Origin of the sequence: Domibacillus sp. A3M-37, from assembly GCF_024213455.1 — a bacterium.
GTDB lineage: Bacteria > Bacillota > Bacilli > Bacillales > Domibacillaceae > Domibacillus > Domibacillus tundrae.
Window position 1 is genome coordinate 58074 of sequence record NZ_JANAVL010000003.1, and the last position, 15239, is coordinate 73312.

Consider the following 15239-nt stretch of genomic DNA (forward strand, 5'->3'; position numbering starts at 1 on the left):
AATTCTATTCCTGACACTTATGTCAAATTCGAAGTGTAAAAAAAGAAGCGTCAATGTGCTCCGCTTCCTTCATACCATAATGCAAATAAATAATCCGCCCATTCATGCGGTGGCAGCTGCAATGTATTTGGTGTATTAATAAGTTGAAAAAATAGGCTTGCCAATACAAAGACCGGTATATCCGACCGAATAGTACCTTGTTTTTGCGCGGCATCAAAAATCCGGTCCAGCTGTCCACGCAAGTGTTTCAGCATTGACAGCACTTCATTGACATTTTGCGCCGCTTTTTTCGATTGTGCCACATCTACTTTTCGGGCATCGCCTAAAAAGTAATGAAGATCTGCTTCTTCCATATACACATGAAGCAGCTGCTGCAGCGCTTTAATTGGATCCGTTTCATCAACGGATCCCGCCTTAACCAGCGCCCGCACCATCGCCCGCTTCATTACGGCTGCGGCTACTTCTTCTTTGTTTGCATAATATTGATAAATAGTGCTGCGCGCACCCGGCAAATGGCTCGCCAGCAGCTTTAAATGGAAGGTGCTGTAGCCGTGCTGTACGATGAGCGATTCAGCTGTATCAAGCAGCTCGTCTTCTGTAAACGCCCGTTTTCGCCCCATGGCGACCCGCTCCTTTGACTTGTTGTTCCCACAAGTGTATCACGGGGGGCTCATTCATTCTACAATGGATTTTTCCCATAAGAAAAGACCTGCGGGGACAGGTCTCAGGCGGTTGACAAACGCTCGCTTTCGACGTCACTTGCCGAGCGTGAATGCTCATGACCCCTAAAAAAGTCACTCCGCTTCCCACTCGGCGGCGTTTCTTGAAAGCCGACCGTTTTCAATCAGCCTGCTTTCTAACTTTGTCTACACTCTGAGATCTGCATGGACAGGTCTTTTCTTTATTCTTCACATCGCTTCCTAGACAGCACCTTGAATGTCATCTGACACCCAAAGCATGTTATCCGAGAATATCTTCCTATCGATTTGCGCCTGTGGTTCTCCATCCGTTCCAATCGTAATTTTTGAATGGATAAAATAGCGATCCTGCTGATCCGTTTCGGCAAACACACCAGCGATGAGATCATCATCGTATAAAACACCTTTTACAGAAACACCTTTCAGCAGCTTCAAATTCGGAAATTGGTCCGTCTGCTGATAAAGGGCCAGTAATACCATCCGATTCATATGTCCATCTTGTCTATATAGCGGTTTCATTAACAGCTGCTGTATCTTCTCCTCTTGGAGAAATAATAAAAGTTCCTGCATCGCCGGCTTAATATGCCGGTCGACATTGTCGAGCAGCTGGAGCTCGTACATGAGCTGCATGAACGATGGATCGCTCATTTGCTGGTGTGGCTGATGGAAATCCGTGCTCTTCTCCAAAACGATAACGTTCATACCCTGCTTCGCTAAAAAAAGCCCCATTATCATTCCAGCCGGCCCGTCTCCTGCAATACATATATCTGTCTCCAATGTCACAGCACCGGCTTGTTGACTTGCGATTGCAGCGATGTCCATTTCCATCTTCCTTTCAACTTATTTTCATTTCGATTCTTCTGGATACAGCATATATGATAAAAATCTGTCTGTCTTAACATTTGTCAGAAAGGTTGACAAACTTTCTGAATATTGAATTTATTTAATTGCGTATTTTCTTTTTCTTTCCTCATTGATCGGCTTGCTTTATTTTAAAATTCCTGTTATGATAATGAAGAATTATTTTTGTTCGGAAAAAAGTTGTTAAGTGATACACTTTCCATCTCGAAGTATTGAGCAAGGATAGTAACACAATGTGTGCACAGCACACGAGGAGGAAACACACATGGAACAAGGTAAAGTAAAATGGTTTAACGCAGAAAAAGGTTTTGGTTTTATCGAACGCGAATCTGGAGATGACGTATTCGTTCATTTCTCAGCTATTCAAGGCGACGGCTACAAATCTTTAGACGAAGGTCAAGCTGTAACATTTGATGTTGAAGCAGGCCAACGTGGACCACAAGCAACAAACGTAGAAAAAGCGTAATTTCGCTTTTTTAAACATAAAAAAACAGACTCCTTACAGAGTCTGTTTTTTTATGTTTAAAAACGGAAAGCCCTCTGTTTTGAATAAACAGAGGGCTGCATCAACATGGATTGTTAAATGGTACATTGAGTATACCACAATATCTTTTTCATAGTGCGTTTATTTTCAAGCGGCGAATTATACGCCCATCTTCCGGCGTGAGTTACTTACTTTTTTTGTTTGCTGGCTTTGCAGTTTTTTCGTTGAATTATTAAAGCTTCCATTCGCTTTGCCGCCTGCATTCTGTGCTTTTTTCTCTTCCAATTTTTTCATCATCGCTTCTTGAAGTGTCATTTTTTTTTCAGTCATGTTTATTTCCCTCCACATTTCTTTTTTATAGTGTATCATTTTTTTCATTGTTTTGCTTTAATCATCCCTATATATGATACACTTTCCTCAAACCGTTTGACCAGAAATGGAGTGAGGCTTGTTTTGAAAGCAAAAAAACCATTGCCTATTTTATTCGCTGTCATGTTTCTTGTGATGGTCGGTTTCGGCATCATTATTCCCGTCTTGCCATTTTACGCTGAAAACATAGGCGCATCGCCGGCGGAACTCGGCTGGCTTATGGCGGTCTACTCCGTTATGCAGCTTTTATTCGCGCCTGTATGGGGACGTGTGTCCGACCGAATCGGACGCAAGCCGGTCATGATGATCGGCATCATTGGCCTTGCCTTGTCATTCTTTTTAATGGCAGTCTCTTCTTCGCTTTGGATGCTGTTTGCTGCCCGTATCATCGGCGGGTTTCTTTCTGCCGCCAACATGCCGACTGTCATGGCCTACGTGGCGGATGTAACCACACCTGAAGATCGAGGCAAAGGAATGGGCATCATTGGCGCGGCGATCGGCCTAGGCTTTATTTTCGGCCCAGCGATTGGCGGTATTTTTTCAAAAGCTGATCTCTCCGTACCGTTTTACATCGCCGGCTTCTCGTCTTTATTGACCTTTTTTGTTGTGCTTTTTTTCTTAAAAGAATCGCTGCCGAAAGAAAAAAGAAAGACATCAAACGAATCAGGAACTTCACGCTGGCTGGCATTTAGCGGACCATCCGCCATTTTATTTCTTCTGCAATTATTTGTCTCGATTTCCTTGGCCGGCCTGGAAGCGACATTTGCTTATTTTGCAGCACAAAAAGCGGGGCTGGGGACCGTTGAACTAGGTTATATTTTTATGATTATGGGCTTTGCCGGCGCGATTGTACAAGGTGGTCTCGTCGGACGCCTGACGAAAAAACGCGGCGAGGGTTTCACCATCCAGCTTGGCATCGCCATTTCGGCTATTGGTTTTGCGCTCATCCTCCTCACAGACGACTTTGCAACAGCCGCTCTTTTTTTAACCATCTTCGGCATTGGCAATGGCTTTATCCGGCCAAGTGTCTCATCGCTTATTACAAAAATATCGACTGCTGGTCATGGCAGTGCAACTGGTCTTCTTTCCTCCTTTGATTCACTCGGAAGAATTACCGGTCCGCCGCTCGGCGGCTGGCTTTTTTCGATCGCAGCCGGTCTGCCGTATATTCTCGGCATTCTCTTATCAGCGATTGCCTTTATTTTGTACCGTTATTATGCTGTGAAATCAAAAACCGCGCAAGGAATTTAACCCTTCGCGCGGTTTTTGATTTACTGCCATTTTTTCAGACAAATGAAAAAAGGAATTTTTACAAGCCTAAAGCAAAAAAAGATTGGCGCAATTCCCCAAGATCATGGCGGATTTTCCGGTCATTTCGGCGCGATTAAGCAGCAAAATGGCGCAATATATACGTTATCGCACCATTTCCACAAGAAAACGCGCGGCTTTTCAAGTGAATTGCGCCATCTTCTATTTCTTATTTCGCCAAATAATGCTCCACAGAATAAGCCACCATGCTGTGCCCTTTCGGTGTCCAATGGATGCCGAGCAGCGGATCAACCAAACTGCTTTGAGAAATAAGCGTATCTGTTGAACCTCCTGCTTTCAATATCGCATTCGCATAATTGTCAACAAGTGGCACGTTTTGTTCTTTGGCTATATTTCGAATAATGTCATTATAGCTGTTCACCCAATTCCGCAAGCCGCCTTTATCCGTATAGTGCCCTTCGATGTTCGGGTCTCTTTCAAGCTGGGATTTATAATAAAGATTTTCGATGACTGGCGGATTTGTCATAAGAATTACATCGATATTTGCTCGTTTGGATTGTGTAACCATACTCGTTATGTTTTTTTCAAATTCCTCTTTGCTCACTTGAATTTTTCCATCCACTCTGATGAGCGCATCATTTATGCCAAACATAATAACTACTGTTTCCGGCTTTAAGTCCAGCACATCCTGCTTAAACCGCTTTATTGCGCCGGCGGTTGTCTGTCCGCTTTCTCCTTTATTCAATGCGCCGACAAGGTCTGCCCATCTATGCTCCGGATAATCAGGAAATTCTCCTTTTAAATAATCCGCTTCTGTATTACTATCGCCAAAAGCGATAACTTCTGGAGCAGGCTTCTCTTCTAAAAGATGAATGCGATAGATCATTAAAGCGAGCTCGCCTCTCGTTAAAAGATCATTCGTTCCATAACGGGAGTTTGTTTTTCCCTGTACAATGCCGTGAGCCGTCAGCGTATTCACGGCTTCTTTATACCGGTCCGAAACATCTGTAAATACTGTTTCTTTCTGTTCTGTCACCACCGGTAAAATTCTAGCAAGAATGATCGCCGCTTCTCCCCGTTTCACCGTATCATACGAGCCGAATGCTGTTTTCGTTTTTCCCTGTACGATTTTTGCTTGATGAAGGGAAGAAATAACCGAAACCGCACGATCCGGCATATCTGTAAATGGCGCTGTGCCCGGATTAGGGTAATCCGTTTCCACATCTATGTACTTGCCAATCATAATGGCGGCATCGGCCCGTTTAAGCGGCGCAGATACGCCAAAATGCGTGCTGCTTACACCATTTGCAATTCCTTCTTCAAACACAAATGAGACGGCATCCTGATAAGCGGATGTCACATCTGTAAATGGCCGCGGCCCGCCCTTGTTTTCTGCTTTTACAAAATCAGATTGTCCATTCAGTAAAGTCAGTCCAAGGAGCATAACAATAAAGACGATGCCCGCCTTTCTTATTTTACTCAAATCTCTTTCCTACCTTTCTCTTAAATTCAATTAATTGCTAAATGCTAATTATAGTAAATATATACTTTAATAACAACAACTTTTGACTAGCTCTCTTTCTTGTTCCAGTACTTTAGCCAAAAAGAAAAGGCACCCCTTGCTAGAGGTGCCTTTTGTCTTCGTATGCATTTTCAGTGAATCATAATGAGTTAAGTATGGCGGACTTCATCACGGTTAATTAACGGCAAGAATTTTAGCGAATACAATGCAGACAATCCAACAAGTATATAAACAATTCTTGCTAGAAGAGCATCTTGTCCACCGAAAATGGAAGCCACTAAATCAAATTGGAGCAAGCCAACCAGCAGCCAGTTAACGCCGCCGATAATTAACAATATAAGAGCAATGGAATCAAGCGATCTCATTTTCTGAACCTCCTTTCGCCACTTCGCAGTTATTATTACCCTTATAGCCAATAATAAACATATAAATGTGTGAAGGTTTTAGAAAACAGAAGGTACGACGGACTATTCTACAGAAAACATGTGAAAAGCAATTAAGGTGTTTATTATGGTCATACTAAGAAAAACATTAGAGGTGAAAAAATGATTAAAACAGTTCAATACGTAGAACACATTAAACAGCACGCTGTTCGTTTTGCCAACACGGCTGATTTGGAACCGCTCATTAAAGCGGCCGCTAATGCTAAATATGTATTACTTGGAGAAGCTTCACACGGAACATCTGAATTTTACACAACCCGGGCTGAAATTACGAAAAAGCTGATTGAAGAACACGGGTTTTCTTTCGTAGCGGTTGAGGGAGACTGGCCTGCCTGTTTTGAAGTAAACCGCTATATTAAGGGAAATGCTCCCGAGTACTCAAATGCAGTGGAAGCATTGCATTCCTTTCACCGCTGGCCTGCTTGGATGTGGGCTAATGAGGAGGTCACCCGCCTTGTTGAGTGGCTTCGTGCCTTTAACCGCAATCAAAACAAACAAGTCGGCTTTTATGGCATGGATGTTTATAGCCTTTGGGAGTCCATGGAAGCCGTTGTTCAATATTTGGAAAAAATAAATTCTCCAGCCGTCGATAAAGCGAAGAAAGCATTTGAATGCTTTGAACCTTTTCACCGGCAGCCGGAGCAATACGGTATTTCGGCCGCCTTTTATGGGGAAAGCTGCATGAGCGAAGTGATGGATCTATTGGAAACGATTCAGCAAAATCGAAAAACCTATGACAACAATCCCGAGTCTTCCCTTAACATGCAGGTGAATGCTCTTGTGGCAAGTAACGCAGAGGCTTATTACCACGCAATGGTGACAAACGGAAATGAATCATGGAACATAAGGGACCGCCATATGGTTGAAGCCTTGGATTACATTGGTACGTATTACGGGCCAGAATCAAAAGGGGTGATTTGGGAACATAATACCCATATTGGAGATGCCCGCGCGACCGATATGGCGCAGGAAGGAATGGTGAATGTCGGACAGCTTACCCGTGAAAAGTATGGACAGGATCAGGTTTATGCAATTGGTTTCGGCACCCACTGCGGCACTGTCATTGCAGCTGGTAAATGGGGAGAAGCGATAGAAGTCATGCCTGTCCCAAAAGCGATGCCAGGCAGCTGGGAGGATATGGTTCATCAGGCGGGTGACTTTAATAAATACATGATGTTTACGCCGGAAAACCGGGAGTTGTTTCAAGAAACCATTGGACATCGTGCCATCGGTGTTGTCTACCACCCGGAAATGGAGCGCTTCGGCAACTATGTCCCTTCCCGCCTTTCTGAACGGTATGATGCGTTTATTCACATCGACGAAACGAGCGCCTTGTCTCCGTATGTTTTTTAACAGCTATTTGTTTAACATAGCAAAAAGAGTGGATAAAATATTTCTCTGCTCTTTTTCGTCATATCATTTAAAATGCGGATAAGCTCGTTATCCTGCTAAAAACTTGCCGGTCAAATAAACACCAAAATACAGGGCTTGGATAAAAAAGACCAGTCCCCACAGGCGGCTCGATATCCCGGTAAACCTTTTTAACGCCGATGCGTCTCCCGCTTTTTGAGGGGAAACGATACTTAAATACAAGATCACCCAGCTGCTCCGGATCGATTCCACCAGCAAAACGGCTGTAATAAGATACATATACTTTTGCCCAATCGTCTCAGGCGCGTAACGGTATACGGCTGCTGTCCCCGCCAAAAAAGCAACAATCCAGAAAAAACCGAACCAATTGCGTATCCAGAACAGCAAACTGACCGCTAAAACAGTAAACAGCGCATAATACAGCCACTCCGTGTAACCATGTGACGATGCCCAATAAGCCGTAAAAGCCGCCGCCGATGCAAAAGGATAACCGGCAAGCGTTGTAAAAATTGAAGTAAAACGATTAGAAGTAGTCGTATAAGCTACACCGCTCGTATCCTGGAAAAGGTGAACATGATAAATGCCGCCGCCTGACATAAGGCTGGCCAGCATATGGCCGATTTCATGCAGCAGTGTATTCAAAAGGCGGAAGTACTTCCCGGCCACAGGGATATAAATCAATATGACAGCGGCTGCTGTAAATAAAATAAACTGACTAACGGTCATTAAACCACCTTCTTCACCAACATATCTCTTCTCTCAATGCTAAACTTTTTTTCAAATCAGCAGGCTTCTTATTCTATCATGCGTGAACAAAGCCTTCCACTCTTTGAATACTTGCGGCAAAAAAGACGCTGCCGCCAGCATCGTCTTTTTCCGTCACAATTTTATGACTAAGCCGCTCCTGAATGATTTTCGGCTTCACCTTATTCGCCGCAAGAACGCGGCATGCGTTAGCAGAGAAAGAAGATCAAATAAGTGTTAAACTCGATAAAAGTGGATTTAATTCTAAAATATATAGCAAAAGAAAAAGAGAAAGTCAGCTAAAAGCGGGTCATAACCTCGCTTTTTCTTATTTTGCCATTTAATAAATTCTGAATATAAAGTATAATTAATCTAATTTGAATAAAAGTGGCTTTGGGCTTCTAGTTTTAGGAGTAGTTATTATACATAATTTAATTGGATTGTTCTTGGGTTTTATGATTTCAAAATTATTCAAGTTCCCTTATGCCGATCAAAAGGCAATTGCTATTGAGGTTGGGATGCAGAATTCAGGACTGGCTGCAGCTTTAGCCACCGCCCATTTCTCTCCGATTACGGCAGTACCGAGTGCGATTTTTAGTGTTTGGCATAATATATCAGGTCCTCTTATTGCAACATATTGGGCTAAAAAAGCACAAAAAATAAATAGTGAAACCATGAAAAAAGGGAAATCCAAAGCTATTTAACTTTTTCGCTTTATGTTTTCACAATGCACAGGGAGAGAAGTTTTCTAACGGGGTGCGTTAGGGAAATAAAACATACAAAAGGACCAAACTTAGCCCTTTTTCTTTTTGATGAAATATCAACATTCATATTTAACAAATCCATAAATAAGAGGCATCCCCAGATGGGAATGCCTCTTATTTTACGTATAAAAGCGATGGTCACACTTTATGAACTGACATTCCGCATGTCAGTTTGAAGCAAAGAAATGAACGCTTCGTGTACGGAGGAAAATAATTGTTAAGATTAAAAAATGAGGGCAATAAAAAAACAAATTAGGTCTATTACCGTTTAAAAGTTCCCTTGTTACCATCTTTCTCTTGTTGTAGAAGGTACTGGCTAAGTGGATAATACTTTGATATGTGACTCATTTTCTGCTCCTCCTTTGATCCTGTAGTTGGTCTCTTCTAGTTAATACTTGTTGTAGCAGCTCTCTAATCTCCTCTTCAGAAAACTCGTGAACATATATCCAGCCTCTTGGATCAACCCTGTAGTTATTCGTAAACAATTGAATGTCTTTGCCCCATACATAGGCAACGGAGCTTCCTTCTCGCATCTCCCGCACAATAACCTTGCCTTTGTATTTGAAATTGGTTTTGCCTGGCTTGATCGTATATCTAGTCATACTGTACTGAGCGTCTTCAAAAATGGAGACCTTTTGTTCAAATGACAAGTTCACAACATTTCTCCTTTCTAGTTACTTATGTATTTGATCGTAGCACATTATAAAAAAGCCGACTAGTAAGCGGTAGAGTGTGATCGTGTGTTGTGATCGTAGGTGAATACAACGCTAACAAAAAAGAGGAATCTTATTGAAAGATCCCTCTTTTTCTACGCAGATTACCGTGGTCACACCCTGCAATATTTTTTGTTTTTGTGGTCACACATTTGGTCACATTTCGTGTGACCAGGCTCTTTCCCTTTTCCTTACCGATTATCCACCGTTTCCGGATACAGATCATGATTCATCATCCGGTACTCCGCCATTTTTTCGTACTTTGTCCCCGGCTTGCCGTAGTTTGTGTACGGATCAATCGAAATGCCGCCACGCGGCGTGAATTTGCCCCATACTTCAATGTAGCGTGGGTCCATCAATTCAATGAGGTCATTCATGATAATGTTCATACAGTCCTCATGAAAGTCGCCATGATTGCGGAAACTAAATAAGTATAGTTTCAGCGATTTGCTTTCGACCATTTTCACATCCGGGATGTAGCTGATGTAAATGGTCGCAAAGTCCGGCTGTCCGGTCATCGGGCAAAGCGACGTGAATTCCGGACAGTTGAATTTTACGAAATAGTCGCGGTTTTGATGTTTATTGTCAAACGTCTCCAGGACGGATGGGTCGTAGTTAAATACGTATTTTGTGCCTTGATTGCCGAGCAGCGTAATGTCTTTCAGTTCCTCTTCTTTTCGTCCAGCCATGCCGGAGCCTCCTTATAAATCATATTCTTTTTCATTATAGCAGAGACAGTTTACAATGAGAAAAAGGAGTGGTACGAATGCAGCACGTAACTTCATATACGGAATTTTCAGACGTTCTTTCATCCAGCGAAGCAGTGTTGCTTTATGTTTCAAGCCCTGGCTGTTCCGTTTGTCATGCCCTGCTGCCGCAGGTTAAAGCGCTTATGCAGGAGTTTCCCAGTGTGACATCTGTTTATGCAAATACGGGAATAGCGCCGGACATTGCCGGCCAATTGACTGTTTTTTCCGTGCCCGCTGTACTTTTCTTTGCAAAAGGCAAGGAATTATTCCGCGTGGCGCGCTTTGTTCCAATCGGGGGCTTAAGAAAAAGTATTGCCGATGCCGTGAAAATAGTTTGACAAAAAAACATAAAATCCTTCAAAATAATAAGTGAGAACTGAAAGGAGAGAGAATAGTGACATTACTGACTGATATTTTATCGTTTAATGAAACGTTTGTAGAAAATAAGGAATTCGAAAAATTTGCGACAGATAAATTCCCGGACAAACGTGTAGTTATTTTAACGTGTATGGATACACGCTTAGTCGAGCTTGTAACGGAAGCAATGAACTTCAAAAACGGGGACGTGAAAATTGTCCGCAATGCCGGCGCGATCGTCAATCATCCATTCGGATCGATTATGCGCAGCCTTCTCGTTGCGGTGTATCAGCTGCGAGCGGATGAAATATTAATTGTCGGCCATCACGATTGCGGCATGGGATCTCTTTCAAGCGATGTGATGATCGATGCGATGAAGGAACGAGGCATTCAGCAGGAAGTAGTAGACACACTTCGTCACGCCGGAATTGATGTAGACAAATGGCTGAGTGGCTTTAACAGCGTAGAAGAAAGTGTCCAGCACAGCGTAGAAATGGTAAAGTCCCATCCATTAATGGTGGATTCTATCCCGGTACACGGGCTTGTTATTAACCCTTCAACGGGCAAACTGGATCTTGTTGTTGATGGATACAAAAAAGAAGCGGCCCTATAAGGCGCTTCTTTTTGTTTTTATGGTTTCAGCACAACTTTTATGCAGTCATGTGTTCTTGTGTCGAACATTTCATAGCCCTTTTTTGCTTCATCAAGCGGTAAAATATGCGTGACTACATCGCTCGGATCTACTTTTCCTTCCGCGATCAGCTGATACAAATGAGGCATGCGGTGGATAACCGGCGCCTGGCCTGTTCGAACATTAACATTCCGCTGGAAGATATCCCCCATTGGAAATCCATTGTATGCACCGCCATATACACCGGTTACTTGAACGGTACCGCCTTTACGAACAGCCTGGCTGGCGATAATAAGACCGCCCATAGCGCCGCCATGAAGTTTCATTCCGGTGGCGAGAAATTCAATTGGCGTCATTTTCCCGCTCATTCCAACGCAGTCAATAACCACATCTGCTCCGCCGCTTGTCATTTCTTTCAAATGATTGCCAATATTTTGTTCATCTTCAAAGTTTACAATTTCCACTTTGTTTGTTCTCTTCGCATGTTCAAGGCGGTAACCGACATAATCGACCGCAATCACGCGTTTTGCCCCTTTTAACCAGGCAAATTTTTGGGCAAGCAATCCCACCGGTCCACAGCCTAGGATAATGACTGTGTCGCCTGCTTTTACACCGGCATTGTCAACACTCCAGTGTGCGGTTGAAGCGGCATCCGCAAGCAGAACGAGCTTCTCATCCTCGACTTCACTGTCTTCCGGGATTTTAAACGGTGTAAAATTCCCATATGGTACGCGCATATATTCTGCTTGCCCGCCGGGATATCCTCCTGTCGTGCCGGTATATCCAAAATAAGCACCCATGTCGCCGTTATCATTGGAATTGTCGCATTGGCTTTCAAGCTCATGCTTACAGAACCAGCATTCCCCACAGCTAATATTAAATGGAATAATCACACGGTCCCCTTTTTTCACCTTTGTGACAGCCGGGCCTACTTCCTCTACGACTCCCATCGGTTCATGTCCGATAATATAATCTTCTTGAAGATTCGGGATCATGCCGTGAATCAAATGCAAATCAGAACCGCAGATTGCCGTTAATGTAGGCTTGACGATAATATCATCCGGTTTTTGAATAGTGGGCGCTTTTACTTCTTTTACAACAACTTCTTTTACGCCTTGAAATGTGACAGCTTTCATTTGTTAAGCCTCCTCCACGGTAGTAGTGTTTATTTTGGCGGGGTTGGAAATAACCCTTTTCGATTTGTATTATTCGGGAAGAGCGGCAGCCGGCCGATATCTACAGCTGTTTCGGCAGACTTTATATCCATTTGAACCTGTTTGTCCACGTTATAGGGATGGAGCCAGCCTTTATGCAGCATTAACTCTGTTACTTCCCCGTGAAGATCAATGCCCTGCTCCAGATGTTTGATAAGTACTGACCGGACTTCTGGCGTAGCAGATTCCGTTATCGCAGCGGCACAGTTCCTAACTCCATTTTTCACAGACAGTAAAAATTGAAGTGCGATAGCGGAATCCGCCAGTTCCGGCATTCCCACTGAATTAATCGGATCTAAATAATCATTCACATTTTCCACCTCCAAAAATTAAAATGCTCTGGCTCCCTTATAAAGCTCTAATAATTCGTTCATTTGATGAATCGACTGCTGTGCATCTTTTTCCATCATCATTTTTAAATCGCTGTCAAAGCAGACACCCTGCATTAATTTTGACTGTAGCAAACAAATAGTTTTAAAGTTCACCATTTCATGCAGCTCCATTGTTTCATGAAAAGCCAGTCCGTTTTGATCCATATTTATCACCCCCATAGTTAGTCACACTATTCATTTTTCCTTTTCCTTTTCCGTTTTATGCACAGAAATGAAATTCGCTAATTGTTGAATAAGCAGAAAGCAAAAAGCCACAATAAGAAGCGTATATGAATAACTGGAAGGGTGATAAATATGCAAAACGGTTTAGGACAGCATGAAGTGCTAGAGGTACATGAATTAGCCATGTTTAAAAGCGTATGTACAACAAAATCTTTCACGATGAGTTCGCTGGCGCAGGATCCTGAATTAAAAGCACTGCTGGATGCAGATGCACAGTCAGGCCAGCAGCAGCTTCAGCAGCTGAAGCAATTTTTACCGGGAGGAGAAAGCAACCAATGAATGATTTATTTAAAAACATGACAGGAATGGGCGGCTTGACGGACCAGGTTATTGCATCCGACTTTTTAATTTCTTCCAAATCCGGTGTAAAAGCATATGCATATGCGCTCACAGAAGCCGTAACGCCTGAATTGAGGTCAGCCCTGCGTGAGCAGCTGATGGCAGCTGTTTCCACTCATGAAGGCATCAGCAAGTATATGATGGAAAAAGAATACTACCATCCCTATAACTTAGATGAGCAGGCAAAAATCGATGCTGCTACTGCACAGACAACTCAAGGCCTTGTGAAATAAGGAAAGAATATATTGTTTTATGCATAAAAAAGAGAATCCCGCTCAAGCAGGATTCTCTTTTCTATTTACTCTTCCATTGTGGACAGGTCACCTGTGGGCAGTCCGAGCTCCCATGCTTTTAATACGCGGCGCATGATTTTGCCGGATCTCGTTTTCGGTATCGAATCGCGTACTTCAACCATTTTTGGCGCCGCATGAGCAGCAAGCTTTGTTTTTACGTGCTGGCGAATCTCTTCAAGCAGCTCCTTGCTTTCTTCATAACCCGGTCTCAATGTAATAAAAGCTTTGATCACTTCTCCACGGACCGGATCTGGAACTCCGATTACACCAGCTTCCGCAACTGCCGGATGCTCCACCAATTTACTTTCCACTTCAAACGGCCCAACTCGTTCTCCTGACGTGTTAATGACGTCATCGACGCGTCCTTCAAACCAGAAAAAGCCATCCTCGTCTTTATAAGCAGAGTCACCGGTCACAAACCAGCCGTTTAAAAAGTAGCTTTCATATTTGTCATCATTGTTCCAAATTTTCCGCATCATGGCCGGCCACGTCGGTTTAATCGCTAAGTTGCCCATCCGGTTTGGCGGCAGCTCATCACCTTGATCCGAAATAATCGACATTTCAATGCCGGGAAGCGGTTTGCCCATTGAGCCGGGACGCATGACGTTACAGCGGAAATTGGCACAAACCGATGAACCGGTTTCGGTCATCCACCAGTTATCGTGAATGCGCATGTTTAATGCTTCTGCTCCCCAGCGAATGACCTCCGGGTTAAGCGGTTCGCCTGCTGATAAAAGATGACGCAATTTTGACAGGTCATATTGTTTTGGCAGCTCGTTGCCGGATGCCATTAACAGGCGAAACGCAGTCGGTGCACTAAACCAGACAGTTACCCTGTATTTTTCCAGCGTTTCAAACCACTCTTCTGCCCGGAAGCGGCCGCCGCGAAGTACATTCGTCACACCATTCAGCCACGGGGACCACATGCCGGCAGACGTCCCTGTTACCCAGCCTGGATCGGCAGTGCACCAGTATACATCATTTTCATGCAAATCATACGTCCACTTGCCGGCCAAATATTGATGCACCATCGCATCATGCACTTGCAATACCCCTTTTGGCTTACCGGTTGAGCCAGATGTATAATGGATGACCATCCCATCTTCACGATCCACCCATTCGATGACATACTCATCTGAGTGACTCATCAGTTTGTCAAATGAGATGATGTGTTCTTCGTCTGTTTCTTGTCCACCAACAACAATCACTTTTTCAAGATCCGGCAAGTCGTGAAACGGAATACGCTCCAGCAGCTCAGGTGTCGTTACGACTGCTTTTGCACCGCTGTCTTCTAAACGGTCTTTCACGGCTTCTTCCATAAACGCTTCGAATAATGGCCCGCTAATTGCGCCAATTCGGATAATGCCGAGCATCGCAAAGTAGAGCTCTGGGCTGCGCGGCATAAAAATAAAGACGCGATCCCCTTTTTCAATGCCAATATGTTTTAAGCCATTGGCAAATTTGCACGAATTCACTTTCATTTCTTCATATGTATACTGCTCATCGCGTTTTCCGTCTGTAAAGTAAAGAGCGATTTTGTCTGCTTTTCCTTCTTCCACATGACGGTCAATCGCTTCATGGACCATGTTCACTTTGCCTGTTTTGAACCAAGTAAAATGCTCTGATACTTTTCCCCAATCCGCCTCTGTAACCGCTTTCTTGTAATCGCGTAAATTAGCATCTTCCGGCAGTGCGGCCATCTCCTGGCTAAATTGAACGCTCATCTTTTCTCCCCCCCTTGTTCTATAACAATACATTTTGAGTATACCATAATATGAATAATCACAGTAAAAATGATTTTTGA

The 15239-nt window shown here is 43.5% G+C and carries 20 protein-coding genes and 1 pseudogene; 8 read left to right on the top strand and 13 right to left on the bottom strand.

The features are described from left to right. Positions 1 to 50: 50 nt before the first annotated feature. Both NLX67_RS07120 and NLX67_RS07125 read right to left on the bottom strand, forming a co-directional pair. Positions 51 to 620, bottom strand: coding sequence for a TetR/AcrR family transcriptional regulator (locus NLX67_RS07120; RefSeq protein ID WP_254310891.1), 570 nt, complete (start codon positions 618 to 620; stop codon positions 51 to 53). A gap of 300 nt (positions 621 to 920) precedes the next feature. Continuing rightward, the gene (locus tag NLX67_RS07125; RefSeq protein ID WP_254310894.1) at positions 921 to 1520 is read right to left on the bottom strand and encodes an FAD-dependent monooxygenase; all 600 of its coding nucleotides are present in this window, start codon (positions 1518 to 1520) and stop codon (positions 921 to 923) included. A gap of 304 nt (positions 1521 to 1824) precedes the next feature. On the opposite strand from NLX67_RS07125, the gene NLX67_RS07130 reads away from it, so the two are divergent. Continuing rightward, complete coding sequence (locus NLX67_RS07130) at positions 1825 to 2025, top strand: cold-shock protein (RefSeq protein WP_046181114.1); 201 nt, start codon at positions 1825 to 1827, stop codon at positions 2023 to 2025. A gap of 177 nt (positions 2026 to 2202) precedes the next feature. On the opposite strand, the gene NLX67_RS07135 is transcribed toward NLX67_RS07130, so the two are convergent. After that, positions 2203 to 2373, bottom strand: a complete 171-nt coding sequence (locus NLX67_RS07135; RefSeq protein WP_172645595.1) for a hypothetical protein — start codon at positions 2371 to 2373, stop codon at positions 2203 to 2205. 123 nt (positions 2374 to 2496) lie between these two features. Between NLX67_RS07135 and NLX67_RS07140 the strand changes: the two genes are divergently transcribed. Then, on the top strand, positions 2497 to 3663 hold the full coding sequence (locus NLX67_RS07140) for an MFS transporter (RefSeq protein ID WP_375143356.1): 1167 nt from the start codon (positions 2497 to 2499) through the stop codon (positions 3661 to 3663). 226 nt (positions 3664 to 3889) lie between these two features. Here the strand turns inward: NLX67_RS07140 and NLX67_RS07145 are convergent, their stop codons facing one another. Beyond that, positions 3890 to 5164: an S-layer homology domain-containing protein gene (locus NLX67_RS07145; RefSeq protein ID WP_254310898.1), complete on the bottom strand. Its 1275-nt coding sequence runs from the start codon at positions 5162 to 5164 to the stop codon at positions 3890 to 3892. Positions 5165 to 5352: 188 nt separating this feature from the next. Next, positions 5353 to 5568, bottom strand: coding sequence for a DUF378 domain-containing protein (locus NLX67_RS07150; RefSeq protein ID WP_046181194.1), 216 nt, complete (start codon positions 5566 to 5568; stop codon positions 5353 to 5355). Between the two features lie 180 nt (positions 5569 to 5748). Here NLX67_RS07150 and NLX67_RS07155 point away from each other — a divergent pair, with 180 nt between their 5' ends. Beyond that, on the top strand, positions 5749 to 6999 hold the full coding sequence (locus NLX67_RS07155) for an erythromycin esterase family protein (protein ID WP_254310900.1): 1251 nt from the start codon (positions 5749 to 5751) through the stop codon (positions 6997 to 6999). Between the two features lie 87 nt (positions 7000 to 7086). Here NLX67_RS07155 and NLX67_RS07160 read toward each other — a convergent pair whose 3' ends face one another. Beyond that, positions 7087 to 7743 carry a M50 family metallopeptidase gene (locus tag NLX67_RS07160; protein ID WP_254310902.1) on the bottom strand — a complete coding sequence of 219 codons (657 nt, stop codon included), beginning with the start codon at positions 7741 to 7743 and terminating at the stop codon, positions 7087 to 7089. A 76-nt stretch (positions 7744 to 7819) separates the two neighbouring features. Next, positions 7820 to 7942: a hypothetical protein gene (locus NLX67_RS22755; RefSeq protein WP_256519670.1), complete on the bottom strand. Its 123-nt coding sequence runs from the start codon at positions 7940 to 7942 to the stop codon at positions 7820 to 7822. Between the two features lie 214 nt (positions 7943 to 8156). Between NLX67_RS22755 and NLX67_RS07165 the strand changes: the two are divergent. Then, a pseudogene (locus NLX67_RS07165) lies at positions 8157 to 8465 on the top strand (bile acid:sodium symporter family protein); the annotation flags it as partial. A gap of 404 nt (positions 8466 to 8869) precedes the next feature. Here the strand turns inward: NLX67_RS07165 and NLX67_RS07170 are convergent. Next, on the bottom strand, positions 8870 to 9175 hold the full coding sequence (locus NLX67_RS07170; protein WP_254310904.1) for a hypothetical protein: 306 nt from the start codon (positions 9173 to 9175) through the stop codon (positions 8870 to 8872). Positions 9176 to 9429: 254 nt separating this feature from the next. Beyond that, positions 9430 to 9927 carry a preQ(1) synthase gene (gene queF, locus NLX67_RS07175; RefSeq protein WP_254310906.1) on the bottom strand — a complete coding sequence of 166 codons (498 nt, stop codon included), beginning with the start codon at positions 9925 to 9927 and terminating at the stop codon, positions 9430 to 9432. A gap of 77 nt (positions 9928 to 10004) precedes the next feature. Between queF and NLX67_RS07180 the strand changes: the two genes are divergently transcribed. Together NLX67_RS07180 and NLX67_RS07185 are read left to right on the top strand one after the other, a co-directional pair. After that, positions 10005 to 10325, top strand: coding sequence for a thioredoxin family protein (locus NLX67_RS07180; RefSeq protein ID WP_046179434.1), 321 nt, complete (start codon positions 10005 to 10007; stop codon positions 10323 to 10325). 56 nt (positions 10326 to 10381) lie between these two features. Then, positions 10382 to 10957 (top strand): beta-class carbonic anhydrase, encoded by a 576-nt coding sequence (locus tag NLX67_RS07185; protein ID WP_046179433.1) that lies wholly within the window; start codon positions 10382 to 10384, stop codon positions 10955 to 10957. Between the two features lie 17 nt (positions 10958 to 10974). Here the strand turns inward: NLX67_RS07185 and NLX67_RS07190 are convergent, their stop codons facing one another. The 3 genes from NLX67_RS07190 to NLX67_RS07200 are packed head-to-tail and all read right to left on the bottom strand — an operon-like array spanning position 10975 to position 12725. Next, on the bottom strand, positions 10975 to 12111 hold the full coding sequence (locus NLX67_RS07190) for an alcohol dehydrogenase catalytic domain-containing protein (protein ID WP_046179432.1): 1137 nt from the start codon (positions 12109 to 12111) through the stop codon (positions 10975 to 10977). A gap of 29 nt (positions 12112 to 12140) precedes the next feature. Then, positions 12141 to 12500: a spore coat protein gene (locus NLX67_RS07195; RefSeq protein ID WP_254310908.1), complete on the bottom strand. Its 360-nt coding sequence runs from the start codon at positions 12498 to 12500 to the stop codon at positions 12141 to 12143. An 18-nt stretch (positions 12501 to 12518) separates the two neighbouring features. Then, positions 12519 to 12725 carry a spore coat protein gene (locus tag NLX67_RS07200; RefSeq protein WP_254310910.1) on the bottom strand — a complete coding sequence of 69 codons (207 nt, stop codon included), beginning with the start codon at positions 12723 to 12725 and terminating at the stop codon, positions 12519 to 12521. 150 nt (positions 12726 to 12875) lie between these two features. Here NLX67_RS07200 and NLX67_RS07205 point away from each other — a divergent pair, with 150 nt between their 5' ends. Next, the gene (locus tag NLX67_RS07205) at positions 12876 to 13082 is read left to right on the top strand and encodes a hypothetical protein (RefSeq protein WP_254310911.1); all 207 of its coding nucleotides are present in this window, start codon (positions 12876 to 12878) and stop codon (positions 13080 to 13082) included. After that, positions 13079 to 13375 (top strand): spore coat protein, encoded by a 297-nt coding sequence (locus tag NLX67_RS07210; protein WP_254310913.1) that lies wholly within the window; start codon positions 13079 to 13081, stop codon positions 13373 to 13375. Before NLX67_RS07205 ends, NLX67_RS07210 begins: the two co-directional genes overlap by 4 nt. A gap of 65 nt (positions 13376 to 13440) precedes the next feature. On the opposite strand, the gene acsA is transcribed toward NLX67_RS07210, so the two are convergent. Beyond that, a complete protein-coding gene (gene acsA / locus NLX67_RS07215) occupies positions 13441 to 15159 on the bottom strand; it encodes an acetate--CoA ligase (RefSeq protein ID WP_046179427.1) in 1719 nt (572 codons plus the stop codon). Positions 15160 to 15239: the final 80 nt, after the last annotated feature.